Origin of the sequence: Streptomyces sp. NPDC005878 (genome assembly GCF_040629815.1) — a bacterium.
In the GTDB taxonomy this organism is placed as follows: domain Bacteria; phylum Actinomycetota; class Actinomycetes; order Streptomycetales; family Streptomycetaceae; genus Streptomyces.
The window spans coordinates 19,969-41,925 of record NZ_JBEXWK010000044.1; the positions used below are offsets into that span (position 1 = coordinate 19,969).

Sequence of the window (21,957 nt, forward strand, 5' to 3'; positions counted from 1 at the left end):
GATCTGACGAGGAGGCCATTGCCGCTCAGGGACACAGCACCCACCGGCAATGGCCTTCTTCGTATGTGTACGAGGAGATCCCCATGAATCAGGGCGCGGACGCCGCCACTCAGGCTGACCACAAGCGCGACGACGGCAAGGTGACCGGGCGCTTCATGCTGAAGCTCTCCGGTGAGGCGTTCGCCGGCGGAGGGGGTCTCGGCGTGGACCCCGACGTCGTGCACGCCATCGCCCGCGAGATCGCCAACGTCGTACGGGACGGGGCGCAGATCGCCGTCGTCATCGGCGGCGGCAACTTCTTCCGCGGAGCCGAGCTCCAGCAGCGCGGCATGGACCGGGCCCGCTCCGACTACATGGGCATGCTCGGTACGGTCATGAACTGCCTCGCCCTCCAGGACTTCCTGGAGAAGGAGGGCATCGACTCCCGGGTCCAGACCGCCATCACGATGGGTCAGGTCGCGGAGCCGTACATTCCGCTGCGCGCCGTGCGCCACCTGGAGAAGGGCCGCGTCGTCATCTTCGGCGCCGGCATGGGCATGCCGTACTTCTCCACCGACACCACGGCCGCCCAGCGCGCCCTGGAGATCGACGCCGAGGCCATGCTGATGGGCAAGAACGGGGTGGACGGGGTCTACGACTCCGACCCCCGCGTCAACCCGGACGCCGTGAAGTTCGACGCGCTGGAGTACGGCGAGGTCATCACCCGCGACCTGAAGGTGGCGGACATGACGGCCATCACCCTCTGCCGCGACAACAACCTCCCCATCCTGGTCTTCGAACTGCTCACCGCGGGCAATATCGCGCGCGCGGTCAAGGGTGAGAAGATCGGCACGCTCGTGAGCGACCAGGGCACCCGGGCCTGACCGGGGGATGGACAATCCCCTGACGGTCGGACACCGTGCAGGGAAAGACGCGGGTTACGCAGGGCCGTCGAGCAGCCGACACGACTCCCGGCCCACTCAAGACATGCAGGAGCAAGTGGTGATCGAAGCAATCCTCCTCGAAGCCGAGGAGAAGATGGAGAAGGCCGTCGTGGTCGCCAAGGAGGACTTCGCCGCGATTCGCACCGGCCGTGCGCACCCGGCGATGTTCAACAAGATCGTGGCGGACTACTACGGTGCGCTGACGCCGATCAACCAGCTGGCCTCGTTCTCGGTGCCCGAGCCGCGTATGGCGGTGGTGACCCCGTTCGACAAGAGCGCGCTGCGCAACATCGAGCAGGCGATCCGCGACTCCGACCTGGGCGTCAACCCGAGCAATGACGGCTCCATCATCCGGGTGACGTTCCCGGAGCTGACGGAGGAGCGCCGCCGGGACTACATCAAGGTCGCCCGGACCAAGGCCGAGGACTCCAAGGTGTCGATCCGCTCCGTGCGCCGCAAGGCCAAGGACGCCCTCGACAAGCTCGTCAAGGACAAGGAGTCCGGCGAGGACGAGGTCCGCCGTGCGGAGAAGGAGCTCGACGACACCACCGCGAAGTACGTCTCGCAGGTGGACGAGCTGCTCAAGCACAAGGAAGCAGAGCTGCTAGAGGTCTGATGAACGACTCTTCCTGGGGGGCTCCGCCGCGACCCGAGCACTGGGGGCCACCCGTCCAGGGGCCTTCCCAGGAGGTGCCTTCGGCGGGGGCTGCCTACGATGCGTATGACGCCCCGTCCCGGACACAGCCCATGCCCGCAGTGACCGACGGCGTGGGCACAGACGCCGTGGTCCGCGAAGAACGTGACCGGGGGACCGCTCGGGTGAGCGGCCCCCTGTTCCGCGAAGAGACGCCGCAGGAGCCCATGCCCAGCTCGGTACCACCTTCGACTCCGCCGCAGCCGCAGCGGCCCGCGCAGCCGGAGAAGAAGCGGGCGGGGCGCGACCTGCGGGCCGCGATAGGGGTCGGCGTCGGGCTCGGCGCGGTCATCCTGGCGTCGCTGTTCGTCGTCAAGGCCGTCTTCGTCGGTGTGGTCGCGGTGGCGGTCGTCGTCGGCCTGTGGGAGCTGGCCTCCCGGCTGGACGAGCGCAAGGGCATCAAGGTGCCGCTCGTGCCGCTCGCGGTGGGCGGCGCGGCGATGGTCGTCGCCGGCTACGCGCGCGGTGCCGAGGGTGCCTGGGTGGCGATGGCGCTGACCTCGCTCGCGGTGCTGGTCTGGCGGATGACGGAGAAGCCCGAGGGCTATCTCCGGGATGTCACCGCCGGGGTCTTCGCCGCGTTCTACGTGCCGTTCCTGGCCACGTTCGTCGCGATGATGCTGGCCGCCGACGACGGGCCGTGGCGGGTGTTCGTCTTCCTGCTGCTGACCGTGGTCAGCGACACCGGCGCGTACGCGATCGGCTGGCGGTTCGGCAAGACGAAGCTGGCGCCGCGCATCAGTCCCGGAAAGACCCGTGAGGGTCTGGTGGGCGCGGTGACGTTCGCGATGGCGGCGGGCGCGGTGTGCGTGCAGTTCCTCATCGACGACGGCCAGTGGTGGCAGGGCCTGCTGCTCGGTCTCGCGGTCGCGGCGAGCGCCACGCTCGGCGACCTCGGCGAGTCGATGATCAAGCGGGACCTCGGCATCAAGGACATGGGCACGCTGCTGCCGGGCCACGGCGGCATCATGGACCGGCTGGACTCGCTGCTGCCCACGGCGCCGGTGGTGTGGCTGCTGCTCGTCGCCTTCGTCGGCAGCTGAAAAGTCCGCAGGGAAGGCTCTGACCTGCGTGTTCATCGGTCGGGGCTCGTTGTCCACAGGACGGCGGGCCCCTTTCCGTATGTCTGAGACACTTGAGGGACCATGCCGAAGCCCGGAGAACTCACTTTCGTCGCCCCCCGCGGAGCCAAGAAGCCGCCGCGGCACCTCGCCGACCTCTCGCCCGCCGAGCGGAAAGAGGCTGTCGCCGCGATCGGCGAGAAGCCGTTCCGCGCCAAGCAGCTCTCGCAGCACTACTTCGCGCGGTACGCGCACGACCCGGCCCAGTGGACGGACATCCCCGCGGCGGCGCGCACCCGCCTCCAGGAGGAGCTGCTGCCGGACCTGATGTCGGTCGTGCGGCACATCTCGTGCGACGACGACACCACCCGCAAGACGCTGTGGCGCCTGCGCGACGGGACGCTGGTGGAGTCGGTCCTGATGCGCTACCCCGACCGGGTGACCATGTGCATCTCCTCGCAGGCCGGCTGCGGCATGAACTGCCCGTTCTGCGCGACCGGCCAGGCGGGCCTGGACCGCAACCTGTCGACCGCGGAGATCGTGCACCAGATCGTCGACGGCATGCGCGCGCTGCGCGACGGCGAGGTCCCCGGCGGCCCCGCCCGGCTGTCGAACATCGTCTTCATGGGCATGGGCGAGCCGCTCGCCAACTACAAGCGGGTCGTCGGCGCCATCCGCCGCCTCACCGACCCCGAGCCCGACGGCCTGGGCCTGTCCCAGCGCGGCATCACCGTCTCCACCGTCGGCCTGGTCCCCGCCATGCACCGCTTCGCCGACGAGGGCTTCAAGTGCCGTCTCGCCGTCTCGCTGCACGCGCCGGACGACGAGCTGCGCGACACGCTCGTGCCCGTCAACACCCGCTGGAAGGTCCGCGAGGTCCTGGACGCGGCGTGGGAGTACGCGGAGAAGTCCGGCCGCCGCATCTCGATCGAGTACGCGCTGATCCGCGACATCAACGACCAGGCCTGGCGCGGTGACCTGCTCGGCCGCCTCCTCAAGGGCAAGCGCGTCCACGTCAACCTGATCCCGCTGAACCCGACGCCGGGCTCGAAGTGGACCGCCTCGCGCCCCGAGGACGAGAAGGCGTTCGTCGAGGCCATCGCGGCCCACGGGGTGCCCGTCACCGTCCGGGACACCCGTGGCCAGGAGATCGACGGAGCGTGCGGACAGCTCGCCGCCTCCGAGAGGTAGTCTGAGCCCGAAAACCGCAGAGCTCGACATCTGTATTCCGACAGGGGAGCGCCACAGCGCTGAGAGTGCGACACCGTCAGGTCGCAGACCCTCTGAACCTCGCCCAGGTCATTCTGGGTAGGAAGTTCGGTCATCACTCAAGCTGTTGCGCCCCGCTCGCCGCCGCCCGGCGGGCGGGGCCGCGTCTCTTCCTGGTCACTCCAGGAGGAATCACCACCATGCGCAGTACGAAGAAGATGGCGGCCGCCGCGCTCGCCGCCGCCCTCGGCGTCAGCACGCTCGCCGCGTGCGGCGGCAAGGACGACGACAGCACCAAGACCGGCGGCTCCACCCAGTCCAAGACCGTCACCCTGGTCAGCCACGACTCGTTCGCCGCCTCCGACGCGGTGCTCAAGGAGTTCACCGCCAGGACCGGCTACACGGTCAAGGTCCTCAAGAGCGGCGACGCGGGCGCGGCCCTCAACCAGGAGATCCTCACCAAGGGCTCCCCGCGCGGCGACGTGTTCTTCGGCGTCGACAACACCCTGCTCTCGCGCGCCCTCGACCACCAGGTCTTCACCCCGTACGAGGCGAAGGGCCTCGCCGCCGTCCCCGCGGCCGTCCAGCTCGACAAGGACAAGCACCGCGTCACCCCGGTCGACACCGGCGACATCTGCGTCAACTACGACAAGAAGTACTTCGCGGACAAGAAGCTGGCTCCGCCGAGCACCTTCGCCGACCTGATCAAGCCCGCGTACAAGGACCTGCTGGTCACCGAGAACGCGGCGACCTCCTCGCCCGGCCTCGGCTTCCTGCTCGGCAGCGCCGCCCAGTACGGCGACGAGGGCTGGCAGGACTACTGGAAGAAGCTCAAGGACAACGGCGTCAAGGTCGTCGACGGCTGGGAGCAGGCCTACAACCAGGACTTCTCCGGCTCCGCCGGCGGCCACAAGGCCAAGGGCGACCGCCCGTTGGTCGTCTCCTACGCCTCCAGCCCGCCCGTCGAGGTCCTCTACGCCAAGCCGCAGCCCACCGACGCCCCCACCGGCGTCGCCACCGGCACCTGCTTCCGCCAGACCGAGTTCGCCGGACTCCTCAAGGGCGCCAGGAACGAGGCCGGCGGCAAGGCGTTCCTGGACTTCCTGATCTCCAAGAAGTTCCAGGAGGACATGCCGCTCACCATGTTCGTGAACCCGGTCCTGAAGGACGCCGCGCTGCCCGAACTGTTCACCCGGTTCGGCGCCAAGGTCACCGAGACGCACGACGTCGCTCCGGAGAAGATCTCCAAGAACCGTGAGCAGTGGGTCAAGACGTGGTCCTCGCTCGTGCTGAAGTAAGCCGCGCGCCCCGGGTGGGGAAGGCGCGCGCGCACGCGGTGCGGCTCGGCCTGATGGCCCTGCCGCTCGCGTTCTTCGGGCTCTTCTTCGCCTGGCCCGTGGCCGCGATCGTCGGCCGCGGGCTGCGCGTCGACGGCGTCTGGCAGCTCGGCCGGATCGGCGAGGTGATCACCGACCCCGACATCGGGCAGGTGCTGTGGTTCACCACCTGGCAGGCGCTCGCCTCCACCGCCCTCACCCTGCTGATCGCGCTGCCCGGCGCCTACGTCTTCGCCCGCCTGGACTTCCCCGGCCGCCAGCTGCTGCGGGCCGTGGTCACTGTCCCCTTCGTGCTGCCCACCGTCGTCGTCGGCACCGCCTTCCTCGCCCTGCTCGGCCGCGGCGGGCTGCTGGACGAGCTGTGGGGCGTACGGCTGGACACCACGGTGTGGGCGATCCTGCTCGCCCACGTCTTCTTCAACTACGCCGTCGTCGTCCGGACGGTCGGCGGCCTGTGGGCCCAGCTCGACCCGCGCCAGGAGGAGGCCGCCCGGGTCCTCGGAGCCTCCCGCCTCGCGGCCTGGCGCACGGTGACCCTGCCCGCCCTCGGGCCCGCCGTCGCCGCGGCCGCCCTGATGGTCTTCCTCTTCACCTTCACCTCCTTCGGCGTCGTCCAGATCCTCGGCGGCCCCACCTTCTCCACCCTCGAAGTGGAGATCTACCGCCAGACCGCCGACCTCCTCGACCTGCCGACCGCCGCCGTCCTCACCCTCGTCCAGTTCGCCGCGGTCGGCGCGGTCCTCGCCGTGCACGCCTGGACCGTACGGCGGCGCGAAAGCGCCCTGAAGCTCGTCGACCCCGCACACACCGCCCGCCGCCCGCGCGGCGCGGCCCAGTGGACGCTGCTCGCGGCGGTGCTCGCCGTGGTGGCCCTGCTGATCCTGCTGCCGCTCGGCGTGCTCGTCGCCCGCTCCCTCGACACCCCCGACGGCTACGGCTTCGGCTACTTCCGCTCGCTCCGGACCGTCGGCGAGGGCGGCACCTTCCTCGTGCCGCCGCTGGAGGCCGTGGGGAACTCGGTGCAGTACGCACTGGCCGCCACCGGCATCGCCGTGGCCGTCGGAGGGCTCGCCGCCGCGGCCCTCACCCGGCGCGGCGGCCGCCTCGTCCGCGGCTTCGACGCCCTGCTGATGCTGCCGCTCGGCGTCTCCGCCGTCACCGTCGGCTTCGGCTTCCTGATCACCCTGGACCGGCCGCCGCTGGACCTGCGCACCTCCTGGATCCTGGTACCGCTGGCCCAGGCACTGGTCGGCGTGCCGTTCGTCGTACGGACCATGCTTCCCGTGCTGCGCGCGGTCGACGGACGGCTGCGCGAGGCCGCCGCCGTGCTCGGCGCGTCCCCGTGGCGGGTGTGGCGCGAGGTGGACCTGCCGCTGGTGCGGCGGGCGCTGCTGATCGCCGCCGGGTTCGCCTTCGCCGTCTCGCTCGGGGAGTTCGGCGCGACCGTCTTCATCGCCCGCCCCGACCGCCCCACCCTGCCGGTCGCGGTGGCCCGCCTGCTCGGCCGGGCCGGAGACCTCAACTACGGGCAGGCCATGGCGCTGAGCACGATCCTGATGGTGGTGTGCGCGGTGTCCCTGCTGCTCCTCGAACGCGTACGCACCGACCGGACCGGAGAATTCTGATGCTGAGGCTCGACGGGGTGACGGTCCGGTTCGGCGAGCGGGCCGCGCTCGACGCGGTCGACCTGGAGGTCGCCGACCACGAGACGGTGTGCGTCCTCGGCCCCAGCGGCAGCGGCAAGTCCACGCTGCTGCGCGTGGTCGCCGGACTCCAGCCCGCCGACGCGGGGCGGGTCCTGCTCGACGGCGCCGACCAGACCGGGGTGCCCGTGCACCGGCGGGGGCTCGGCCTGATGTTCCAGGACCACCAGCTGTTCCCGCAGCGGGACGTCGCCGGGAACGTGGCCTTCGGGCTGCGGATGCGCGGAGTGGCGCGTGGCAGGCGGGACGAGCGGGTCGCGGAACTGCTGGAGCTTGTGGGGCTGCCGGGCGCCGGCCGGCGCGCGGTCGGCTCGCTGTCCGGTGGCGAGCAGCAGCGCGTCGCCCTCGCCCGGGCACTGGCCCCCGAGCCCCGGCTGCTGATGCTCGACGAGCCGCTGGGCCAGCTCGACCGTACGCTGCGGGAGCGGCTCGTCGTCGAACTGCGGGCGCTGTTCGGGCGGCTGGGGACGACCGTGCTGGCCGTCACGCACGACCAGGGCGAGGCGTTCGCGCTCGCCGACCGGGTGGTGGTGATGCGGGACGGGCGGATCGCGCAGAGCGGTACGCCGCTGGAGGTCTGGCAGCGGCCGGCCTCGGAGTTCGTGGCGCGCTTCCTGGGGTTCGAGAACGTGGTGGAGGCGACGGTGTCGGGGGAGGCGGCCACCACACCCTGGGGCAAGGTGGCGGTGCCGGCCGGCTCGGCGCAGGGCGCGGTACGGCTCCTGGTGCGGCCCGGGGGCGTCCTGCTGCTCCCGGCGGAGCAGGGGCTCAGCTGCGAGGTGGAGTCCCGTACGTTCCGGGGCGGCCATGTGGCGCTGCGCCTGCGCCCGCGCTCCGGGCCGCCGCTGGAGGCGGAGTGCGGGGTGCGGGAGGCGCCGGGGGTGGGGGAGTTGGTGGGGGTGGGGTTCGATGGGGCGGAGACGGTGGTGCTGGGGGGCGATTAGCCCCTCCCCGCCCCTTCCCTAAACCCTCCGGGGGTGGGTGGGGGCGAAGGGGTTTTCCGGGGGCTGCGCCCCCGACCCCCCGGCGGGGCCTGCGGCCCCTGCACCCCGCCTCGGGCTCCGCCCGTGCCCCGGCGCGGCCCGGTGGGCTGCGGGGCTCCGCCCCGGACCCCGCTCCTCAAACGCCGGAGGGACTGATGGTGCCGCACCAGGAGTTGCCCAGGGGCGCGGGGAACTGCGCGCCCAGCCCCCACCGGGCCGCAGACGAAGGGGTTCCGGGGGCCGCCTCGGCGCCCGTACCCGGAGTCGCCCCCGGCCCCCGCTGGCCCGCAGGCCAGCCAGCGCCCAGGAAGCCCCTTCACCCCTGGACCCCCAGGGGCGCGGGGAACTGCGGACCAACCCCCACCGGGCCGCAGACGAAGGGGTTCCGGAGGCCGCCTCGGCGCCCGTACCCGGAGTCGCCCCCGGCCCCCGCTGGCCCGCAGGCCAGCCAGCGCCCAGGGAGCCCCTTCACCCCCGGACCCCCAGGGGCGCGGGGAACTGCGCGACCAACCCCCACCGGCTCGCAGGCGAAATCAGCGCCCAGGGAGCCCCTTCACCCCCGGAGGGTTTCGGGAAGGGGCGGGGTGGGGGTGGCCCCCCGGTCCTCCTCGGCGGGTGCGCTCTCCGTTCCGAACCACGCCACCCCCACCGCCCCCCCGACCGCCAGCACGAACCCCGCCACCGCCAGCCACCCCAGCCCCGCCCGCGACGCGTCGCCCAGCCACAGCACGCCGATCGCGCCGGGCAGGACCGTCTCGCCGACCACCAGCGCCGCCGTCGCCCCGTTGACCGAGCCGATCTGGAGCGCCACCGTGTGCAGGTACATCCCGCCCGCCCCGGCCACCCCGATCGCGTACAGCGCGGGGTCCGCCAGCAGCCGGCCCACGTCGAAGGGGTCCACGCCGTTCAGGACGCGTACGCCGACGCCGAGCGCGCCGAAGCCCAGGCCCGACAGCAGGCCCGCCGCGATCGCCGCGCGGGCGCCCAGCAGGCGTACCGCCACCGCGCCGCCCGCCATCAGCAGCACCGACACCACCAGCAGCCACCAGTGCGTGGCCGGGGACGTGTGGCCGCCGCCCTCCGCGCCCGCCGCCGTGGCCAGCAGTACCAGGGCCGAGCAGACCACCGCGATGGATCCCCACTCCGCCCGGCTCAGCCGCAGGCCCAGCAGGCGCACGCTGAGGACCGCCGTGATCACCAGGTTGGCGCTGATGACGGTCTGGGAGAGGAAGAGGGGCAGCAGGCGGGCCGCCAGCGCGCCCAGGGCGAAGCCCACGAAGTCCAGGACCGTGCCGACCATGAACTCCCACGTCATCGCCGCCTTCGCGGTCGACGACAGGCTGGGGCCGCCGTGCTGGGTGCGGGCCGTCTCCGCCGCCTCGCGGCGCGCGGACTTCCGGGACCCGACGGCTTGCAGGACCGAGCCCGTGCCGTAGCAGATCGAGGCCGCGATCGCGGTCAGTAGGCCGATCAGCACCCAAAGCTCCGTTCACCGATGTGTGGGGGACCGGGCGTTCCCCGCTCCCGTGCTTCCCAGCGGCAGACGTGCCGGGGGCGTCCCGCGTTGCCCGGTGGGACGTATGGCCCGGTGTGACGTATGCCGTACCGCGGCCGGGCCGCTCAGGCCGACAGCCGCGCCAGTTCGGCGGCCGCCTCGTCCACCGAGTCCACCAGCGCGATCCGCGCGGCCATGGGACGGTCCTCGGCGAGCGCCCGCAGCAGCGGCCACGCCGGCAGGTGCCGCGTCCAGTGGTCCCGGTCCACCAGCACCATCGGCGTCGGCCCGCCCCGTGAGCCGTAGTAGTTCGGGGTCGCGTTGTCGAAGATCTCCTGTACGGTCCCGGCCGCGCCCGGCAGGAACACCACGCCCGCGTTGGAGCGGGCCAGGAGGCCGTCCTCGCGGGTGGCGTTGGCGAAGTACTTGGCGATGTGGCCGGCGAAGGCGTTCGGCGGCTCGTGGCCGTAGAACCAGGTGGGGATGCCGACCGAAAGCCCGCCCCGGGGATGGCGCCCCCGCACCTCGAAGGCGGCCCGCGCCCAGTCCGAGACCGACGGCGTGAACGAGGGCGCCTTGGCGAGCAGTTCCAGCGCCTCGCCGAGCACGGCGTCCGCGAACGGGGCGGTGTAGGCGCCCAGGTTCGCCGCCTCCATCGCGCCCGGCCCGCCCCCGGTCGCCACCGTGAACCCGGACCGGGCCAGGGTGCGCCCCAGCCGGGCCGCGCCCGCGTACGCGTCGGAGCCCCGGGCCATCGCGTGCCCGCCCATCACGCCCACCACCCGCGTCCCGGCCAGGAGTTCCTCCAGGGCGTCCGAGACGGAGTCGTCGTGGATGGAGCGGAGCATGGAGGCGAAGACGTCGCCGTCCGCCTTGGTGCGCTGGAACCAGGCGTACGAGCGGGCGTCCGGCGTGTGCTCGTAACCCTTGTCGAGGTCCTCGAACAGCTCGTCGGGGGTGTAGAGCAGACCCCGGTAGGGGTCGAAGGGCAGATCCGGTACGGGCGGGAAGACCAGCGCCCCGTCGGCCCGGACCTTGGCGGTGGCGTCCGGTGCCATCCGGCAGCCGAGGAAGACGGCGCCCGCGGTGTCGGCCGACAGGAGCACACTGGTGCGGTCCGTCAGGTCGAGGGACTGGAGGCGGTATCCGGCCAGCGTGCCGCGCGCGGCCACCTCGTCGAACTCGGCGACGGACTCGATCTCGCGGTCCCGTGCGTCCGGCACCCGCTGAAAGTCTTCACTGGCCATCGGGCCACCCTAGAACGTCACGGGACCCGCGGACCGGCCGGGTGCCCGCACGGCCCGGTTCAGCCGGTCAGGGGCAGGGCCGCGAGTTCCGCGATGCCCCAGGTCACCGGGGCGAACAGGGCCACGACCGCCGCCGCGCGCAGAGCGGCCGAGGCGCGCAGCAGTCTGGCCGGGGCGCCCAGGCGCAGCAGCGCCTCGGTGGTGTCGCCGCGCAGGTGCTTGGACTCCAGGGCCGCCGTCAGCAGCGTCGCCACCGAGCAGCTCGTCACCAGCGCCGCTCCCAGGCCGGTGAGCGGGCCGAAGGGCCGCGGGCCCGCCGCGTCGCCGTACAGCGAACCGGCGGCGATCATGGCGGACGCCACCGCGCACACCACGCCCAGCGGGCGTCCGATGCGGCGCGCCTCCTCCATCAGGACCCGTCCCGCGAGCAGCCGGGCCGCCCCGGGCCGCGCGATCTGGAGCAGCCGCCCGCACAGATGGGTCAGGGCCGGGCCCGCGACGGCGAGGCCGAGGGCGGTGAGGATCCAGCCGGCCAGCACTCCGGCGGGGCTGCTGTCGGGGTGGCCCGGCATGGGGAGCGCGGAGCCCGGGCCGCCCCGGCTCGCGAACGACTCGATCGCCAGGCCCGCCGTGATCAGGGTGATGCCCCAGGGCAGCCCCGAGGGGACGGAGGCGGGGGGCCGCTCCTTGCCGCGCGGGCGGGGCGCCTCCTTGCGCGGCCGCAGGGCGAGCCCGGCGGCCGCCGACGCGGCCACCGGCAGCACGGTCAGCAGGGTGAGGGCTGCGGCCAGCGGCAGCGGCCGGTCGGCGGCGAGCAGCCCGGCGGCCGCTCCGTCGAAGGGCAGCCCGGTGATGTCGCCGCGCAGGTGCAGATAGACGAGGAGGGCGACCGTGGAGCCGAGGGTGCAGGACACGGCCGTGGAGGCCGCCGCGATCGCGGTGAGCCGTGCGGGGCCCAGGCCCACCGCGGAGAGCCCGGGGCGGGGGCGGGTGCTCGGGTCCGTACGGGCCACGGCGACCGCGAAGTGGACGGTGGCGGCGAGCGGCACCGCGCACCACAGCAGCCGCAGCACCGAGCCGCCGGGGTGCGCCACCGCGTGCCCCAGGGTGCACAGGAGCAGGAAGCCGACGCCCGCGGAGGCCGCGGCCACCAGCAGGCGGCGCAGCAGGACCAGCGGGTGGGTGCCCCGGGCTAGGCGGAGAGCGAGCACGCGGCGCGGCCCTCCGGGTCGGGGGTGCCGGCGGGCCCCGCCGCGGTCACCCGGCGGCCGTCGAGCAGCCACACCGTACGGTCGGCGTGGCGGGCGGCGATCTCCGCGTCGTGCGTGGCCAGGACCGTGGTGATGCCGTGCGAGCGGGCCGCGGCCGTCAGGGTGCGCAGCACCTGGGCGCCCTCGGCGCGGTGCAGGGTGGCGGTCGGCTCGTCGGCGAAGAGCACCGCGGGGGCGGTGACCAGGGCGCGGGCGATCGCGACGCGCTGGCGCTGGGTGGTGGGCAGGGCGTGCGGGCGGCGACGCGCGCAGGCGCCGATGTCGAGCCGCTCCAGCCACTCCAGGGCGGCCTTCTTGGCGGTGCGGTGCGCGATGCCGCGCAGCAGCAGCGGCAGCGCCGCGTTCTCCCAGGCGTTGAGCTCGGGCACCAGGGTGGGTTCGGGGTCGATCCAGGCGAACCGGTCGCGCCGCAGCCGCTCGCGCGAGAGCGCTCCCATGGTGTGGACGGGGGTGCTGTTGAACCACACCTCGCCCTGGTCGGGGACGAGCTGGCCGGACAGGGCGCGCAGCAGGGTCGTCTTGCCGCTGCCGCGCGGGCCCTGGACGGCCAGGATCTCCCCTTCGCGGATGCCGAGGGAGACTCCGCTCAGGGCGGGCGAGCCACCGTGGGAGTGGTGCAGGGAACGTCCCCAGAGCACATCGTTGTCCGGCGGGGCCACCATGGCGTACACCTCGGTTCAGATCAGATTGCCTGCTCCCCCGTACGGGGGAACGAAGGCAGGGCCGATCGGTCACTGGGCACCGTAGGGACTCGTGCGCGCCGGTCCCGACAGCACGCGGCCCGGTGGCGCCCATCTCACTCGGATGGGGGCCACCGGGCCGGTGCGTTCAGACGAATCGCGCGGGAGGGCGCGGGGCGGCTACAGCTTCGTCCAGGCCTCGGTGAGGACCTGCCGCAGGACGCCCTCGATCTCGTCGAACGTCTTCTGGTCGGAGATCAGCGGCGGGGCCAGCTGGACCACCGGGTCGCCCCGGTCGTCGGCGCGGCAGTACAGGCCGTTCTCGAAGAGCGCCTTGGAGAGGAAGCCGTACAGGACGCGCTCGGTCTCCTCCTCGTTGAAGGACTCCTTGGTGTGCTTGTCCTTGACCAGCTCGATGCCGTAGAAGAAGCCGTTGCCGCGCACGTCGCCGACGATCGGCAGGTCGTGGAGCTTCTTGAGGGTGTCGAAGAAGGCGCCCTCGTTGTCGAGCACGTGCTGGTTGAGGCCCTCGCGCTCGAAGATGTCGAGGTTGGCCAGGCCCACGGCGGCGGAGACGGGGTGGCCGCCGAAGGTGTAGCCGTGCAGGAAGGTGTTGTCGCCCTTGTAGAAGGGCTCCGCGAGCCTGTCGGAGATGATGCAGGCGCCGATGGGGGAGTAGCCCGAGGTCATGCCCTTGGCGCAGGTGATCATGTCCGGTACGTAGTCGAACTTGTCGCAGGCGAACATCGTGCCCAGGCGGCCGAAGGCGCAGATGACCTCGTCGGAGACGAGCAGCACGTCGTACTTGTCGCAGATCTCGCGCACCCGCTGGAAGTAGCCCGGCGGCGGCGGGAAGCAGCCGCCGGCGTTCTGCACCGGCTCCAGGAAGACCGCGGCGACCGTCTCGGGGCCCTCGAAGAGGATCTCCTGCTCGATCTGGTCGGCGGCCCAGCGGCCGAAGGCGACCGGGTCGTCGGCGTGGATCGAGGCGCGGTAGATGTTGGTGTTGGGCACCTTGTGCGCGCCGGGGACCAGCGGCTCGAAGGGGGCCTTGAGCGCGGGCAGCCCGGTGATGGACAGGGCGCCCTGCGGGGTGCCGTGGTAGGCGACCGCGCGTGAGATGACCTTGTACTTCGTGTGGTTGCCGGTGAGCTTGTGGTACTGCTTCGCCAGCTTCCACGCGGTCTCGACGGCCTCGCCGCCGCCGGTGGTGAAGAAGACCTTGTTGAGGTCGCCCGGGGCGTAGTTCGCCAGGCGCTCGGCGAGCTCGACGGCCTTGGGGTGGGCGTAGGACCACACCGGGAAGAAGGCCAGCTCCTGCGCCTGCTTGTAGGCGGTCTCGGCGAGCTCGTGACGGCCGTGGCCGGCGTTGACGACGAAGAGGCCGGAGAGACCGTCGAGGTACTTCTTGCCCTTGTCGTCGAAGATGTAGGTGCCCTCGCCCCGCACGATGGTGGGAACGGGCGCGTTCTCGTACGACGACATGCGGGTGAAGTGCATCCACAGGTGGTCGTAGGCGGTCTGGCTCAGGTCCTTGCTCACGGCTATCGGGTTCCCCACATATAGGTCTGCTTCTTCAACTTGAGGTAGACGAAGCTCTCGGTGGAGCGCACGCCGGGGAGGGCGCGGATCCGCTTGTTGATGACGTCCAGCAGGTGGTCGTCGTCCTCGCAGACGACCTCGACCATGAGGTCGAAGGAGCCCGCGGTCATCACCACGTACTCGCACTCGGCCATCGCCGTCAGGGCGTCCGCGACGGGGTCGAGGTCGCCCTCGACGTTGATGCCGACCATCGCCTGGCGCCGGAACCCCACGGTGAGGGGGTCGGTGACGGCGACGATCTGCATCACGCCCTGGTCCAGGAGTTTCTGCACGCGCTGGCGCACGGCCGCCTCGGACAGGCCCACGGCCTTGCCGATCGCGGCGTACGGGCGGCGCCCGTCCTCCTGGAGCTGCTCGATGATCGCCAGGGACACGGCATCGATCGACGGGGACGATCCGTTTCCGGTCCTGGGGTCTGCGCTTCGACTGGCCACGAAGCCACTGTGCACGCGACTCGTCTGTCCCGCAACCCCAAAGCGATGAAATTCGTTGTTCCGTGACCGTGGAAGCACTGAATCCGAAGTTGGTGGGCGGCGGGTCTGTCGAAAGCGACACTTCACCGACTAAGGTGGGTTGTCTCACCCATCGGACACCGGACCGGGAGGCCAGCGAAGTGACCACCGAACTGCGTCGTTTGCGCAACTACATCGACGGAGAGTTCCGCGATGCCGCCGACGGGCGGACCATCGAGGTGGTCAACCCGGCCACGGGCGAGGCGTACGCCACCTCGCCGCTCTCCGGTCAGGCGGACGTCGACGCCGCCATGGCCGCCGCCGCCGCGGCCTTCCCGGCCTGGCGCGACACCACCCCGGCCGAGCGCCAGAAGGTCCTGCTGAAGATCGCGGACGCCTTCGAGGAGCGCGCCGAGGAGCTCATCGCGGCCGAGTCGGAGAACACCGGCAAGCCGCTCGCGCTGACCGCCAGCGAAGAGATCCCGCCGATGGTGGACCAGATCCGCTTCTTCGCGGGCGCCGCGCGGCTGCTGGAGGGCCGCTCGGCGGGTGAGTACATGGAGGGCATGACCTCCATCGTCCGGCGCGAGCCCGTGGGCGTCTGCGCGCAGGTCGCGCCGTGGAACTACCCGATGATGATGGCCGTGTGGAAGTTCGCCCCGGCCCTCGCCGCGGGCAACACGGTCGTCCTCAAGCCCTCGGACACCACCCCCGCCTCCACCGTCCTGATCGCCGAGATCATCGGCGCGATCGTCCCCAAGGGCGTCTTCAACGTCATCTGCGGCGACCGCGACACCGGCCGCGCGATGGTCGAGCACCCCACCCCCGCGATGGCCTCCATCACCGGTTCCGTCCGTGCCGGCATGCAGGTCGCCGAGTCGGCGGCCAAGGACGTCAAGCGCGTCCACCTGGAGCTCGGCGGCAAGGCCCCGGTCGTCGTCTTCGAGGACGCCGACATCGCCAAGGCCGTCGAGGACATCGCGGTCGCGGGCTACTTCAACGCCGGCCAGGACTGCACCGCCGCCACCCGCGTCCTGGTCCACGAGTCCATCCACGACGAGTTCGTCGCCGCGCTCGCCAAGGCCGCCGCCGACACGAAGACCGGTCAGCCGGACGACGAGGACGTGCTGTACGGCCCGCTCAACAACGCCAACCAGCTGAAGCAGGTCGCCGGCTTCATCGACCGCCTCCCGGCGCACGCCAAGGTGGAGGCGGGCGGCCACCGCGTGGGCGACAAGGGCTACTTCTACGCCCCGACCGTCGTCTCCGGCCTGAAGCAGGACGACGAGATCATCCAGAACGAGGTCTTCGGCCCGGTCATCACCGTCCAGTCCTTCACGGACGAGAAGCAGGCGCTGGAGTACGCCAACGGCGTCGAGTACGCCCTGGCCTCCTCGGTCTGGACGAAGGACCACGGCCGCGCGATGCGCATGTCCAAGTACCTGGACTTCGGCTGCGTCTGGATCAACACGCACATCCCGCTGGTCGCGGAGATGCCGCACGGCGGCTTCAAGAAGTCCGGCTACGGCAAGGACCTCTCGGCGTACGGCTTCGAGGACTACACCCGCATCAAGCACGTGATGACGTCGTACGAGGGCTGATCTCCCCCCGTAGGCACGGCACTTGTGGTGCGGCACCGGACGGGTGCCGCACCACGGACGTGTCCGGGGCCGCCACCGGTCGACAGGGTGTCGGCCCCGTCCCGTACGGCTGTACGGACCGTCCATTGCCCCGCGCCCCGGCGCCCCGGCATCCTTCCGGGGTGCGAGCGACCCCCTTGAACCCCCTCTCCCGCCGCCGTCTGCTGCGCGCGCTCGGCGGCGGCGCCGCGGCGGCCGCGCTCGCGGGCTGCGGAGTGCCCGCGGCCTACGTCGCGCCCGGCGAGCGCGGAGCGCGCGACCGCTCGGCCACCGACCGCCGGCTCACCTTCGCCAACTGGCCGCTGTACATCGACACCGGTGAGGACGACAAGTCCAGGCGGCCCACCCTCGACGCCTTCACCGAGCGCACCGGGATCTCCGTCACGTACACCGAGGAGATCAACGACAACGACGAGTTCTTCGGGAAGATCAGCCCGGCCCTGATGAACCATCAGCCGACCGGCCGGGACATCGTCGTCGTCAGCGACTGGATGGCCGCGCGCTTCGTCCGGCTCGGCTGGGTGCAGGAGATGGACCGCTCCCGCCAGCCGAACGTCGCCCGGCACCTGGACCCGCAGCTGACCGCGCCCGGCTTCGACAAGGGGCGGCTGCACAGCGTGCCCTGGCAGTCCGGGATCACCGGCATCGCGTACAACAGGAAGAAGCTCGGCCGCGAGATCAGGCACACGAGCGACCTGTGGGACCCGCGCCTGGCCGGCCGGGTCACGCTGCTGTCCGGGCTCGACGAGTCGTTCGCGCTGCTGATGCAGGGCGACGGCGTCGATGTGACCCGGTGGACCGCGGACGACTTCCACCGGATGTGCGACCGGGTCGAGAAACAGGTGCACAACAAGCAGATCCGCCGCTTCACCGGCAACGACTACATCAAGGACCTCTCCACCGGCGACGTACTGGCCTGCCAGGCGTACTCGGGCGACGTGATCCAGCTCCAGGCGGACAACCCCGACATCGCGTTCGTGGTGCCCGAGGAGGGCGCCGAGCTGTGGGCGGAGTCGATGATGATCCCCAACCTGGCCCGCCACAAGGCCAACGCGGAAGCGCTGATCGACCACTACTACGACCCGGCGGTGGCCGCGGAGCTCGCGTTCTGGGTCAACTACGTCTGCCCGGTCCCGGCCGCCCGCGAGGTGCTGGCCGCCTCCAAGGACAAGGAGCGCGCCGAACTCGCCGAGGACCCGCTGGTCTTCCCGGACGCCGAGATGCGCCAACGGCTCGCGATCGCCCGGGACATCACGCCGGGGGAGCGGGTGGAGTTCGCGAAGAGGTGGAACGCGATCGTGGGGCTGTAGAGGGCTCCGCCGGGCGGCCGGGAGGGATTTGAACGCGTTCAAACCGGGGCGTAGGCTGCGATCATGAGTGAGCCAAGAGCTGTCCTCCTGCGGCGCATACGCCTGTGGCTGGTCGTCTTCATCGTGTGTCTCGTGCTCAGCGGGCTCACCGCGTTCCCGCTGGTGCACGAGCTGCACTGGACGCAGAGCCTGGTGCGGTCCACGCCGCTCGGGGAATGGTTCCCGGGGCTGGCGGGCTGGATCGACCGGGTGCGCGAGGGGCTCGACGCGACGGACGAGAAGTACCCCTTCGTCCTGTACGGGACGGACTGGCTGGCCTTCGCGCACCTCGTCATCGCCGTCGCCTTCTACGGGCCCTACCGCGACCCGGTGCGCAACATCTGGGTGATCGAGTTCGGGATGATCGCCTGCGCCGGGATCATCCCGCTGGCCCTGATCTGCGGACCCGTCCGGGGGATCCCCTTCTGGTGGTCGGTGATCGACATGTCGTTCGGGGTGTTCGGCGTGATCCCGCTGTACGTCGTACGCCGCAAGATCAAGGAGCTGGAGGCGCTGACGGCGCCGGCCGCCGGGGTGCCGGCGGCGGCGCCGGTGTGAGCGCGGTCAGGCCCTACCCGCCGCCGCGAGGACCGCGCGCAGCGCGTCCAGCCGGTTGGTGGTGATGGCGTCCACGCCGTGCCCGACGAGCCGCCGCATGGTCCGTTTGGTGTCCGCCGTCCACACCGACACCAGCATGCCGTCGCGGTGGATCCGCGCCGCCAGCTCCGGACTCATCAGCCCGAAGCGGTAGTTGAGCCAGCGCGGCCTCACCGCCGCGATCAGCTCGGGGCGCGGCGGGGCCGGCGTCGTCCAGGTCAGGGCGATCTCGGCGGACGGGTCGGCCGAGCGGACCTTCAGCATGGCGGACGCGCCCGCGCAGTACGAGACGCGGTCGCCCGCGCCGCACTCGCGCACCGTGGCGACGACCGCGCGCACCGCCGCGTCGGTCGCGCCCGGCAGGTCGATCATCAGCCGGTGCGTCCCCGCCGCCGCCAGGGCCGCGCGCAGGGTGGGCACGCCGGAGCGGGTCAGCTCGCGCACGTCCTCGTACACCAGGGAGGACAGCGGCCGGTCATGTCCCCACAGGCGCTCCAGCGTGTCGTCGTGCAGCAGGACGGGGACGCCGTCGCGGGTGAGCCGTACATCGATCTCCACCACGTCCGCGCCCCGCTCCAGCGCCGAGTGGATCGACGGGAGCGTGTTCTCGCGGACGCGGTAGGGGTCGCCGCGGTGGGCCACGGCAGTCACGGTGCGCATGGGCCCATTGTGGTCGGGCGTTACCGCGCGAGCCACCGCGCGGTGTAGTCGTCGATCTCGGCGGCGAGCCGGGCCTTGCCCGCCGCGTCCAGGAAGGACGCCTCGACGGCGTTCTTGGCGAGGCCGGCCACCCCGCGCTCGTCCAGCTCCAGCAGACGGGCGGCGACCGCGTACTCGTTGTTGAGGTCGCTGCCGAACATCGGCGGGTCGTCGCTGTTGACCGTGACCAGCACTCCCGCCCGGACCATCTCCTTTATCGGGTGCCGCTCGATGTCGGTGACGACGCGGGTCGCCAGGTTGGAGGTCGGGCAGACCTCCAGGGCGATCCGGTGGTCGGCGAGGTGCTGGAGGAGGTCGCGGTCCTGGGTGGCGCTGGTGCCGTGGCCGATGCGCTCGGCACGCAGGTCGCGCAGGGCGTCCCAGATGGACTGCGGGCCCGTGGACTCGCCCGAGTGCGGTACCGAGTGCAGCCCGGCGGCGATGGCCCGGTCGAAGTAGGGCTTGAACTGCGGGCGCGGTACGCCGATCTCGGGACCGCCGAGGCCGAAGGAGACCAGGCCGTCGGGGCGGACGGCGTCGTCGGTCGCGAGCCGGGTCGTCTCGGCCGCCGCCTCCAGACCGGCCTCGCCCGGGATGTCGAAGCACCAGCGCAGGACCGTGCCGAGCTCCTTCTCGGCCGCCTTGCGGGCGTCCTCGATCGCGTCCATGAAGGCGCGCTCGTCGATGCCGCGGCGGGTGGAGGAGAAGGGGGTGATGGTCAGCTCGGCGTACCGGATGTTCTGCCGGGCCATGTCGCGGGCCACCTCGTACGTGAGAAGCCGCACATCCTCCGGGGTGCGGATCAGGTCGACGACCGAGAGGTAGACCTCGATGAAGTGCGCGAAGTCGGTGAACGTGAAGTAGTCCGCGAGGGCCTCGGGGTCGGTGGGGACCTTCGAGTCCGGGTGATGGGCGGCGAGTTCGGCGACGATACGGGGCGAGGCCGAGCCGACGTGGTGCACATGGAGTTCCGCCTTGGGCAGCCCCGCGATGAACGGGTGCAGATCGGTCATGGTTCTTCCTCCGCGGCTGTCGGCTTCGCTCGTCGGGGATCATGTTAGGCCGGGCGGATCGCCCGGATCCCGCGGATCGGGCCGCGGGCCGGAGCCTTAGCATGTCGGAACCACGATGGGGGAGGCCCATGTCAGACAACCGCGATCAGTCGTCCGAGGGCGCGGAGCCCGTGGACCCGTGGGCGCCGCCGGAGCAGAAGGTTCCGCTGTCGAAGCCGGTGCACGACCAGCCGACGGTGACGTCGATGCCGGCGGCGGGGGCGCCGCCCGCGGCCGGGCCGGTGCCGCCGCCGCCCACGGCTCCGGGTGGGCCCGGGGCGCCGGGGGGTTACGGCTACCCCGCGTATCCCGCCTACACCGGTTACCCGGGTTACGGCCACCCCGGCCACCCGGGCCATCCCGGCTGGACCGGCATGGCCGCGCCGCTCAATGGCTTCGGCACGACGGCGCTGGTGCTGGGCATCCTGTCGGTGGTGCTGTTCTGCCTCTGGGGCCTCGGGATCGTGCTCGGCATCCTGGCGCTGATCTTCGGGTTCCTGGGGAGGGGCCGGGCGAAGCGGGGCGAGGCCACGAACGGGGCGCAGGCGCTGGCCGGGATCATTCTCGGGGCGGTGGGGGTTGTGGTGAGCGCGGTGTTTCTGGGGCTGATGATCTGGGCGGTGACGAATGATGAGGATGGGGATGACTCAACGCGGTACGACGACCCGTTCGCGACGTCGCTGGTGCTGAGGGACTCCCCCACCCCGCCCCTTCCCTAAACCCTCCGGGGGTGGGGGGGTGTTCCCAGGGGGCTACGCCCCCCGACCCCCCGAGCGGGGGCTGCGCCCCCCGACCCCCCGAGCGGGGGCTGCGCCCCCCGACCCCCCGAGCGGGGGCTGCGCCCCCTGCACCCCTGGTAGGGCTCCGCCCCCGACCCCCCGAGCGGGGGCTCCGCCCCCTGCACCCTGCCGTTTGGGGTGAGCCGCCGGGCCAGGGTTCTCCGGGACGCGAGTGACGAGGACTTCGCCCCCGCACCTGAGCGGGGCTCCGCCTCTGCACCCCGCCCCGTCGCGCGGACGGGCCGGCCCACCCGCACCCCGCCGAGGATCCGCCACCCCGCACCCCATCCCCCTAGGGGCGCGGGGAACTGCGCGACCAGCCCCCACCGGCCCGCAGGCGAAAGCACCCCGGGCCGCACCCGCACCCGCATCCCCCCGAAGGCACGCCCCCCAGGGGCGCGGGGAACTGCGCGACCAGCCCCCGCCGGCCCGCAGACGAAAGCACCCCGGGCCCCCGGCACCCCCCCACCGCCCCGCAACACAAATCCCACCCCCCCAAGGCGCCCGCCGCCCGAGGGCTTCAGGGAAAGGGCGGGGTGGGGGAGGATCACGCGCCCCGCAGCACCCCCCGCGCCTCCATCAGCGCGAACCCCAGCAAGTTCTCCCCCCGCCACCGCCGCGGATCCGACGCCTCGGGGGCGTCCGCCGGGAGGCCGATTCCCCAGATGCGGTCCAGGGGGCTCGCCTCGACCAGGACGCGGTCGCCCGTCGTCAGCAGGTACTCCCTCAGCGCCTCGGACTGGCCGAACTTGTGGAGGGAGCCCGCCAGCACGATCCCGTACCGCTCACGCCTCCACACCTCCTCCTCGTACCCCCGCACCAGCCGCCCCGCCTTCTTCGCCTCCGCGGGGGTCCGTGCGGTCAGTGCCGCGCGCTCCGCCTCCGGGTCGGCGAACAGGCGGGCCTTGGCGGCCATCATCCAGTGCTCCGCCGTCGCGTAGTCGACGCCGTCCACCGTGAACGGCGACGGCCACCACTGGCTGAGACAGCTCGGTCCGAGCGTGCCATCACGGCGCGGCGTGTGCCCCCAGAAGTGCAGGAACTTCAGCCGCTCACCATCCTTGACCTGCGCGATCAATTTGTCGATCTTCTCCATACACGCGAGTCTGGCATCCGCCACTGACACTCCGTACGGGTATTTATGGCCGGACCCGACACATGGTCGACAGATTCCGTCGCGTAAC

20 protein-coding genes and 1 riboswitch are annotated in these 21,957 nt (G+C 72.0%); of the genes, 11 read left to right on the forward strand and 9 right to left on the reverse strand.

The genetic code is table 11. From position 1 onward, the window contains the following. Positions 1-83 precede the first annotated feature (83 nt). The 7 genes from pyrH (at position 84) to ABZ404_RS37395 (ending at position 7,871) form a co-directional block, all read left to right on the forward strand. Positions 84-863: a UMP kinase gene (pyrH, locus tag ABZ404_RS37365; protein ID WP_358836273.1), complete on the forward strand. Its 780-nt coding sequence runs from the start codon at positions 84-86 to the stop codon at positions 861-863. 118 nt (positions 864-981) lie between these two features. Further along, on the forward strand, positions 982-1,539 hold the full coding sequence (gene frr, locus ABZ404_RS37370; protein ID WP_358836272.1) for a ribosome recycling factor: 558 nt from the start codon (positions 982-984) through the stop codon (positions 1,537-1,539). Then, the gene (locus ABZ404_RS37375) at positions 1,539-2,660 is read left to right on the forward strand and encodes a phosphatidate cytidylyltransferase (protein ID WP_358836271.1); all 1,122 of its coding nucleotides are present in this window, start codon (positions 1,539-1,541) and stop codon (positions 2,658-2,660) included. The genes frr and ABZ404_RS37375 overlap by 1 nt, the downstream gene beginning before the upstream one ends. A 102-nt stretch (positions 2,661-2,762) precedes the next feature. Then, positions 2,763-3,869 carry a 23S rRNA (adenine(2503)-C(2))-methyltransferase RlmN gene (gene rlmN / locus ABZ404_RS37380; RefSeq protein ID WP_358836270.1) on the forward strand — a complete coding sequence of 369 codons (1,107 nt, stop codon included), beginning with the start codon at positions 2,763-2,765 and terminating at the stop codon, positions 3,867-3,869. 32 nt (positions 3,870-3,901) lie between these two features. Next, positions 3,902-4,011: riboswitch (TPP riboswitch) on the forward strand. Between the two features lie 76 nt (positions 4,012-4,087). Beyond that, on the forward strand, positions 4,088-5,185 hold the full coding sequence (locus ABZ404_RS37385; RefSeq protein WP_358836269.1) for a thiamine ABC transporter substrate-binding protein: 1,098 nt from the start codon (positions 4,088-4,090) through the stop codon (positions 5,183-5,185). 53 nt (positions 5,186-5,238) lie between these two features. Beyond that, the gene (locus tag ABZ404_RS37390) at positions 5,239-6,849 is read left to right on the forward strand and encodes an iron ABC transporter permease (RefSeq protein ID WP_358836277.1); all 1,611 of its coding nucleotides are present in this window, start codon (positions 5,239-5,241) and stop codon (positions 6,847-6,849) included. Beyond that, positions 6,849-7,871: an ABC transporter ATP-binding protein gene (locus ABZ404_RS37395; RefSeq protein ID WP_358836268.1), complete on the forward strand. Its 1,023-nt coding sequence runs from the start codon at positions 6,849-6,851 to the stop codon at positions 7,869-7,871. Before ABZ404_RS37390 ends, ABZ404_RS37395 begins: the two co-directional genes overlap by 1 nt. Before the next feature lie 592 nt (positions 7,872-8,463). Here the strand turns inward: ABZ404_RS37395 and ABZ404_RS37400 are convergent. The 6 genes from ABZ404_RS37400 to ABZ404_RS37425 all read right to left on the reverse strand — a co-directional run bounded on the left by ABZ404_RS37400 (position 8,464) and on the right by ABZ404_RS37425 (position 14,639). Next, on the reverse strand, positions 8,464-9,387 hold the full coding sequence (locus ABZ404_RS37400; protein ID WP_358836753.1) for a hypothetical protein: 924 nt from the start codon (positions 9,385-9,387) through the stop codon (positions 8,464-8,466). A gap of 143 nt (positions 9,388-9,530) precedes the next feature. Beyond that, a complete protein-coding gene (locus tag ABZ404_RS37405) occupies positions 9,531-10,652 on the reverse strand; it encodes a Rossmann fold nucleotide-binding protein (protein WP_358836752.1) in 1,122 nt (373 codons plus the stop codon). A 59-nt stretch (positions 10,653-10,711) separates the two neighbouring features. Further along, the gene (locus tag ABZ404_RS37410) at positions 10,712-11,863 is read right to left on the reverse strand and encodes a hypothetical protein (RefSeq protein ID WP_358836751.1); all 1,152 of its coding nucleotides are present in this window, start codon (positions 11,861-11,863) and stop codon (positions 10,712-10,714) included. Beyond that, positions 11,845-12,585 carry an ATP-binding cassette domain-containing protein gene (locus tag ABZ404_RS37415; protein ID WP_358836750.1) on the reverse strand — a complete coding sequence of 247 codons (741 nt, stop codon included), beginning with the start codon at positions 12,583-12,585 and terminating at the stop codon, positions 11,845-11,847. The genes ABZ404_RS37410 and ABZ404_RS37415 overlap by 19 nt, the downstream gene beginning before the upstream one ends. Before the next feature lie 198 nt (positions 12,586-12,783). Further along, the gene (locus ABZ404_RS37420) at positions 12,784-14,163 is read right to left on the reverse strand and encodes an aspartate aminotransferase family protein (RefSeq protein ID WP_358836749.1); all 1,380 of its coding nucleotides are present in this window, start codon (positions 14,161-14,163) and stop codon (positions 12,784-12,786) included. Continuing rightward, entirely contained in the window at positions 14,148-14,639 is a 492-nt protein-coding gene (locus ABZ404_RS37425) for an Lrp/AsnC family transcriptional regulator (protein ID WP_188275329.1), read from the reverse strand. The genes ABZ404_RS37420 and ABZ404_RS37425 overlap by 16 nt, the downstream gene beginning before the upstream one ends. Before the next feature lie 179 nt (positions 14,640-14,818). Here ABZ404_RS37425 and ABZ404_RS37430 point away from each other — a divergent pair, with 179 nt between their 5' ends. The 3 genes from ABZ404_RS37430 (at position 14,819) to ABZ404_RS37440 (ending at position 18,204) form a co-directional block, all read left to right on the forward strand. Further along, positions 14,819-16,258, forward strand: a complete 1,440-nt coding sequence (locus ABZ404_RS37430; RefSeq protein WP_358836748.1) for a gamma-aminobutyraldehyde dehydrogenase — start codon at positions 14,819-14,821, stop codon at positions 16,256-16,258. 161 nt (positions 16,259-16,419) lie between these two features. Continuing rightward, complete coding sequence (locus tag ABZ404_RS37435) at positions 16,420-17,607, forward strand: spermidine/putrescine ABC transporter substrate-binding protein (RefSeq protein WP_358991580.1); 1,188 nt, start codon at positions 16,420-16,422, stop codon at positions 17,605-17,607. Positions 17,608-17,670: 63 nt separating this feature from the next. After that, positions 17,671-18,204, forward strand: a complete 534-nt coding sequence (locus ABZ404_RS37440) for a hypothetical protein (protein ID WP_358837823.1) — start codon at positions 17,671-17,673, stop codon at positions 18,202-18,204. A gap of 6 nt (positions 18,205-18,210) precedes the next feature. Here ABZ404_RS37440 and ABZ404_RS37445 read toward each other — a convergent pair whose 3' ends face one another. Together ABZ404_RS37445 and ABZ404_RS37450 are read right to left on the reverse strand one after the other, a co-directional pair. Continuing rightward, positions 18,211-18,903, reverse strand: coding sequence for a glycerophosphodiester phosphodiesterase (locus tag ABZ404_RS37445; RefSeq protein ID WP_358991583.1), 693 nt, complete (start codon positions 18,901-18,903; stop codon positions 18,211-18,213). 20 nt (positions 18,904-18,923) lie between these two features. After that, positions 18,924-19,955: an adenosine deaminase gene (locus ABZ404_RS37450; protein WP_358835092.1), complete on the reverse strand. Its 1,032-nt coding sequence runs from the start codon at positions 19,953-19,955 to the stop codon at positions 18,924-18,926. Positions 19,956-20,083: 128 nt separating this feature from the next. Here ABZ404_RS37450 and ABZ404_RS37455 point away from each other — a divergent pair, with 128 nt between their 5' ends. Further along, on the forward strand, positions 20,084-20,713 hold the full coding sequence (locus ABZ404_RS37455) for a DUF4190 domain-containing protein (RefSeq protein WP_358835091.1): 630 nt from the start codon (positions 20,084-20,086) through the stop codon (positions 20,711-20,713). A 607-nt stretch (positions 20,714-21,320) separates the two neighbouring features. Here the strand turns inward: ABZ404_RS37455 and ABZ404_RS37460 are convergent. Then, positions 21,321-21,869: an NADAR family protein gene (locus tag ABZ404_RS37460; RefSeq protein WP_358835090.1), complete on the reverse strand. Its 549-nt coding sequence runs from the start codon at positions 21,867-21,869 to the stop codon at positions 21,321-21,323. Positions 21,870-21,957 lie beyond the last annotated feature (88 nt).

What these genes read in the sequence shown, in the direction of transcription:
- ABZ404_RS37375 (WP_358836271.1), top strand. Translation starts at nt 1,539, where the DNA reads ATGAACGACTCTTCCTGGGGGGCTCCGCCGCGACCCGAGCACTGGGGG.
- ABZ404_RS37405 (WP_358836752.1), bottom strand. Translation starts at nt 10,652, where the DNA reads ATGGCCAGTGAAGACTTTCAGCGGGTGCCGGACGCACGGGACCGCGAG.
- ABZ404_RS37450 (WP_358835092.1), bottom strand. Translation starts at nt 19,955, where the DNA reads ATGACCGATCTGCACCCGTTCATCGCGGGGCTGCCCAAGGCGGAACTC.
- ABZ404_RS37455 (WP_358835091.1), top strand. Translation starts at nt 20,084, where the DNA reads ATGTCAGACAACCGCGATCAGTCGTCCGAGGGCGCGGAGCCCGTGGAC.
- rlmN (WP_358836270.1), top strand. Translation starts at nt 2,763, where the DNA reads ATGCCGAAGCCCGGAGAACTCACTTTCGTCGCCCCCCGCGGAGCCAAG.
- ABZ404_RS37390 (WP_358836277.1), top strand. Translation starts at nt 5,239, where the DNA reads ATGGCCCTGCCGCTCGCGTTCTTCGGGCTCTTCTTCGCCTGGCCCGTG.
- ABZ404_RS37395 (WP_358836268.1), top strand. Translation starts at nt 6,849, where the DNA reads ATGCTGAGGCTCGACGGGGTGACGGTCCGGTTCGGCGAGCGGGCCGCG.
- ABZ404_RS37415 (WP_358836750.1), bottom strand. Translation starts at nt 12,585, where the DNA reads ATGGTGGCCCCGCCGGACAACGATGTGCTCTGGGGACGTTCCCTGCAC.
- ABZ404_RS37460 (WP_358835090.1), bottom strand. Translation starts at nt 21,869, where the DNA reads ATGGAGAAGATCGACAAATTGATCGCGCAGGTCAAGGATGGTGAGCGG.
- ABZ404_RS37445 (WP_358991583.1), bottom strand. Translation starts at nt 18,903, where the DNA reads ATGCGCACCGTGACTGCCGTGGCCCACCGCGGCGACCCCTACCGCGTC.
- ABZ404_RS37385 (WP_358836269.1), top strand. Translation starts at nt 4,088, where the DNA reads ATGCGCAGTACGAAGAAGATGGCGGCCGCCGCGCTCGCCGCCGCCCTC.
- ABZ404_RS37440 (WP_358837823.1), top strand. Translation starts at nt 17,671, where the DNA reads ATGAGTGAGCCAAGAGCTGTCCTCCTGCGGCGCATACGCCTGTGGCTG.
- pyrH (WP_358836273.1), top strand. Translation starts at nt 84, where the DNA reads ATGAATCAGGGCGCGGACGCCGCCACTCAGGCTGACCACAAGCGCGAC.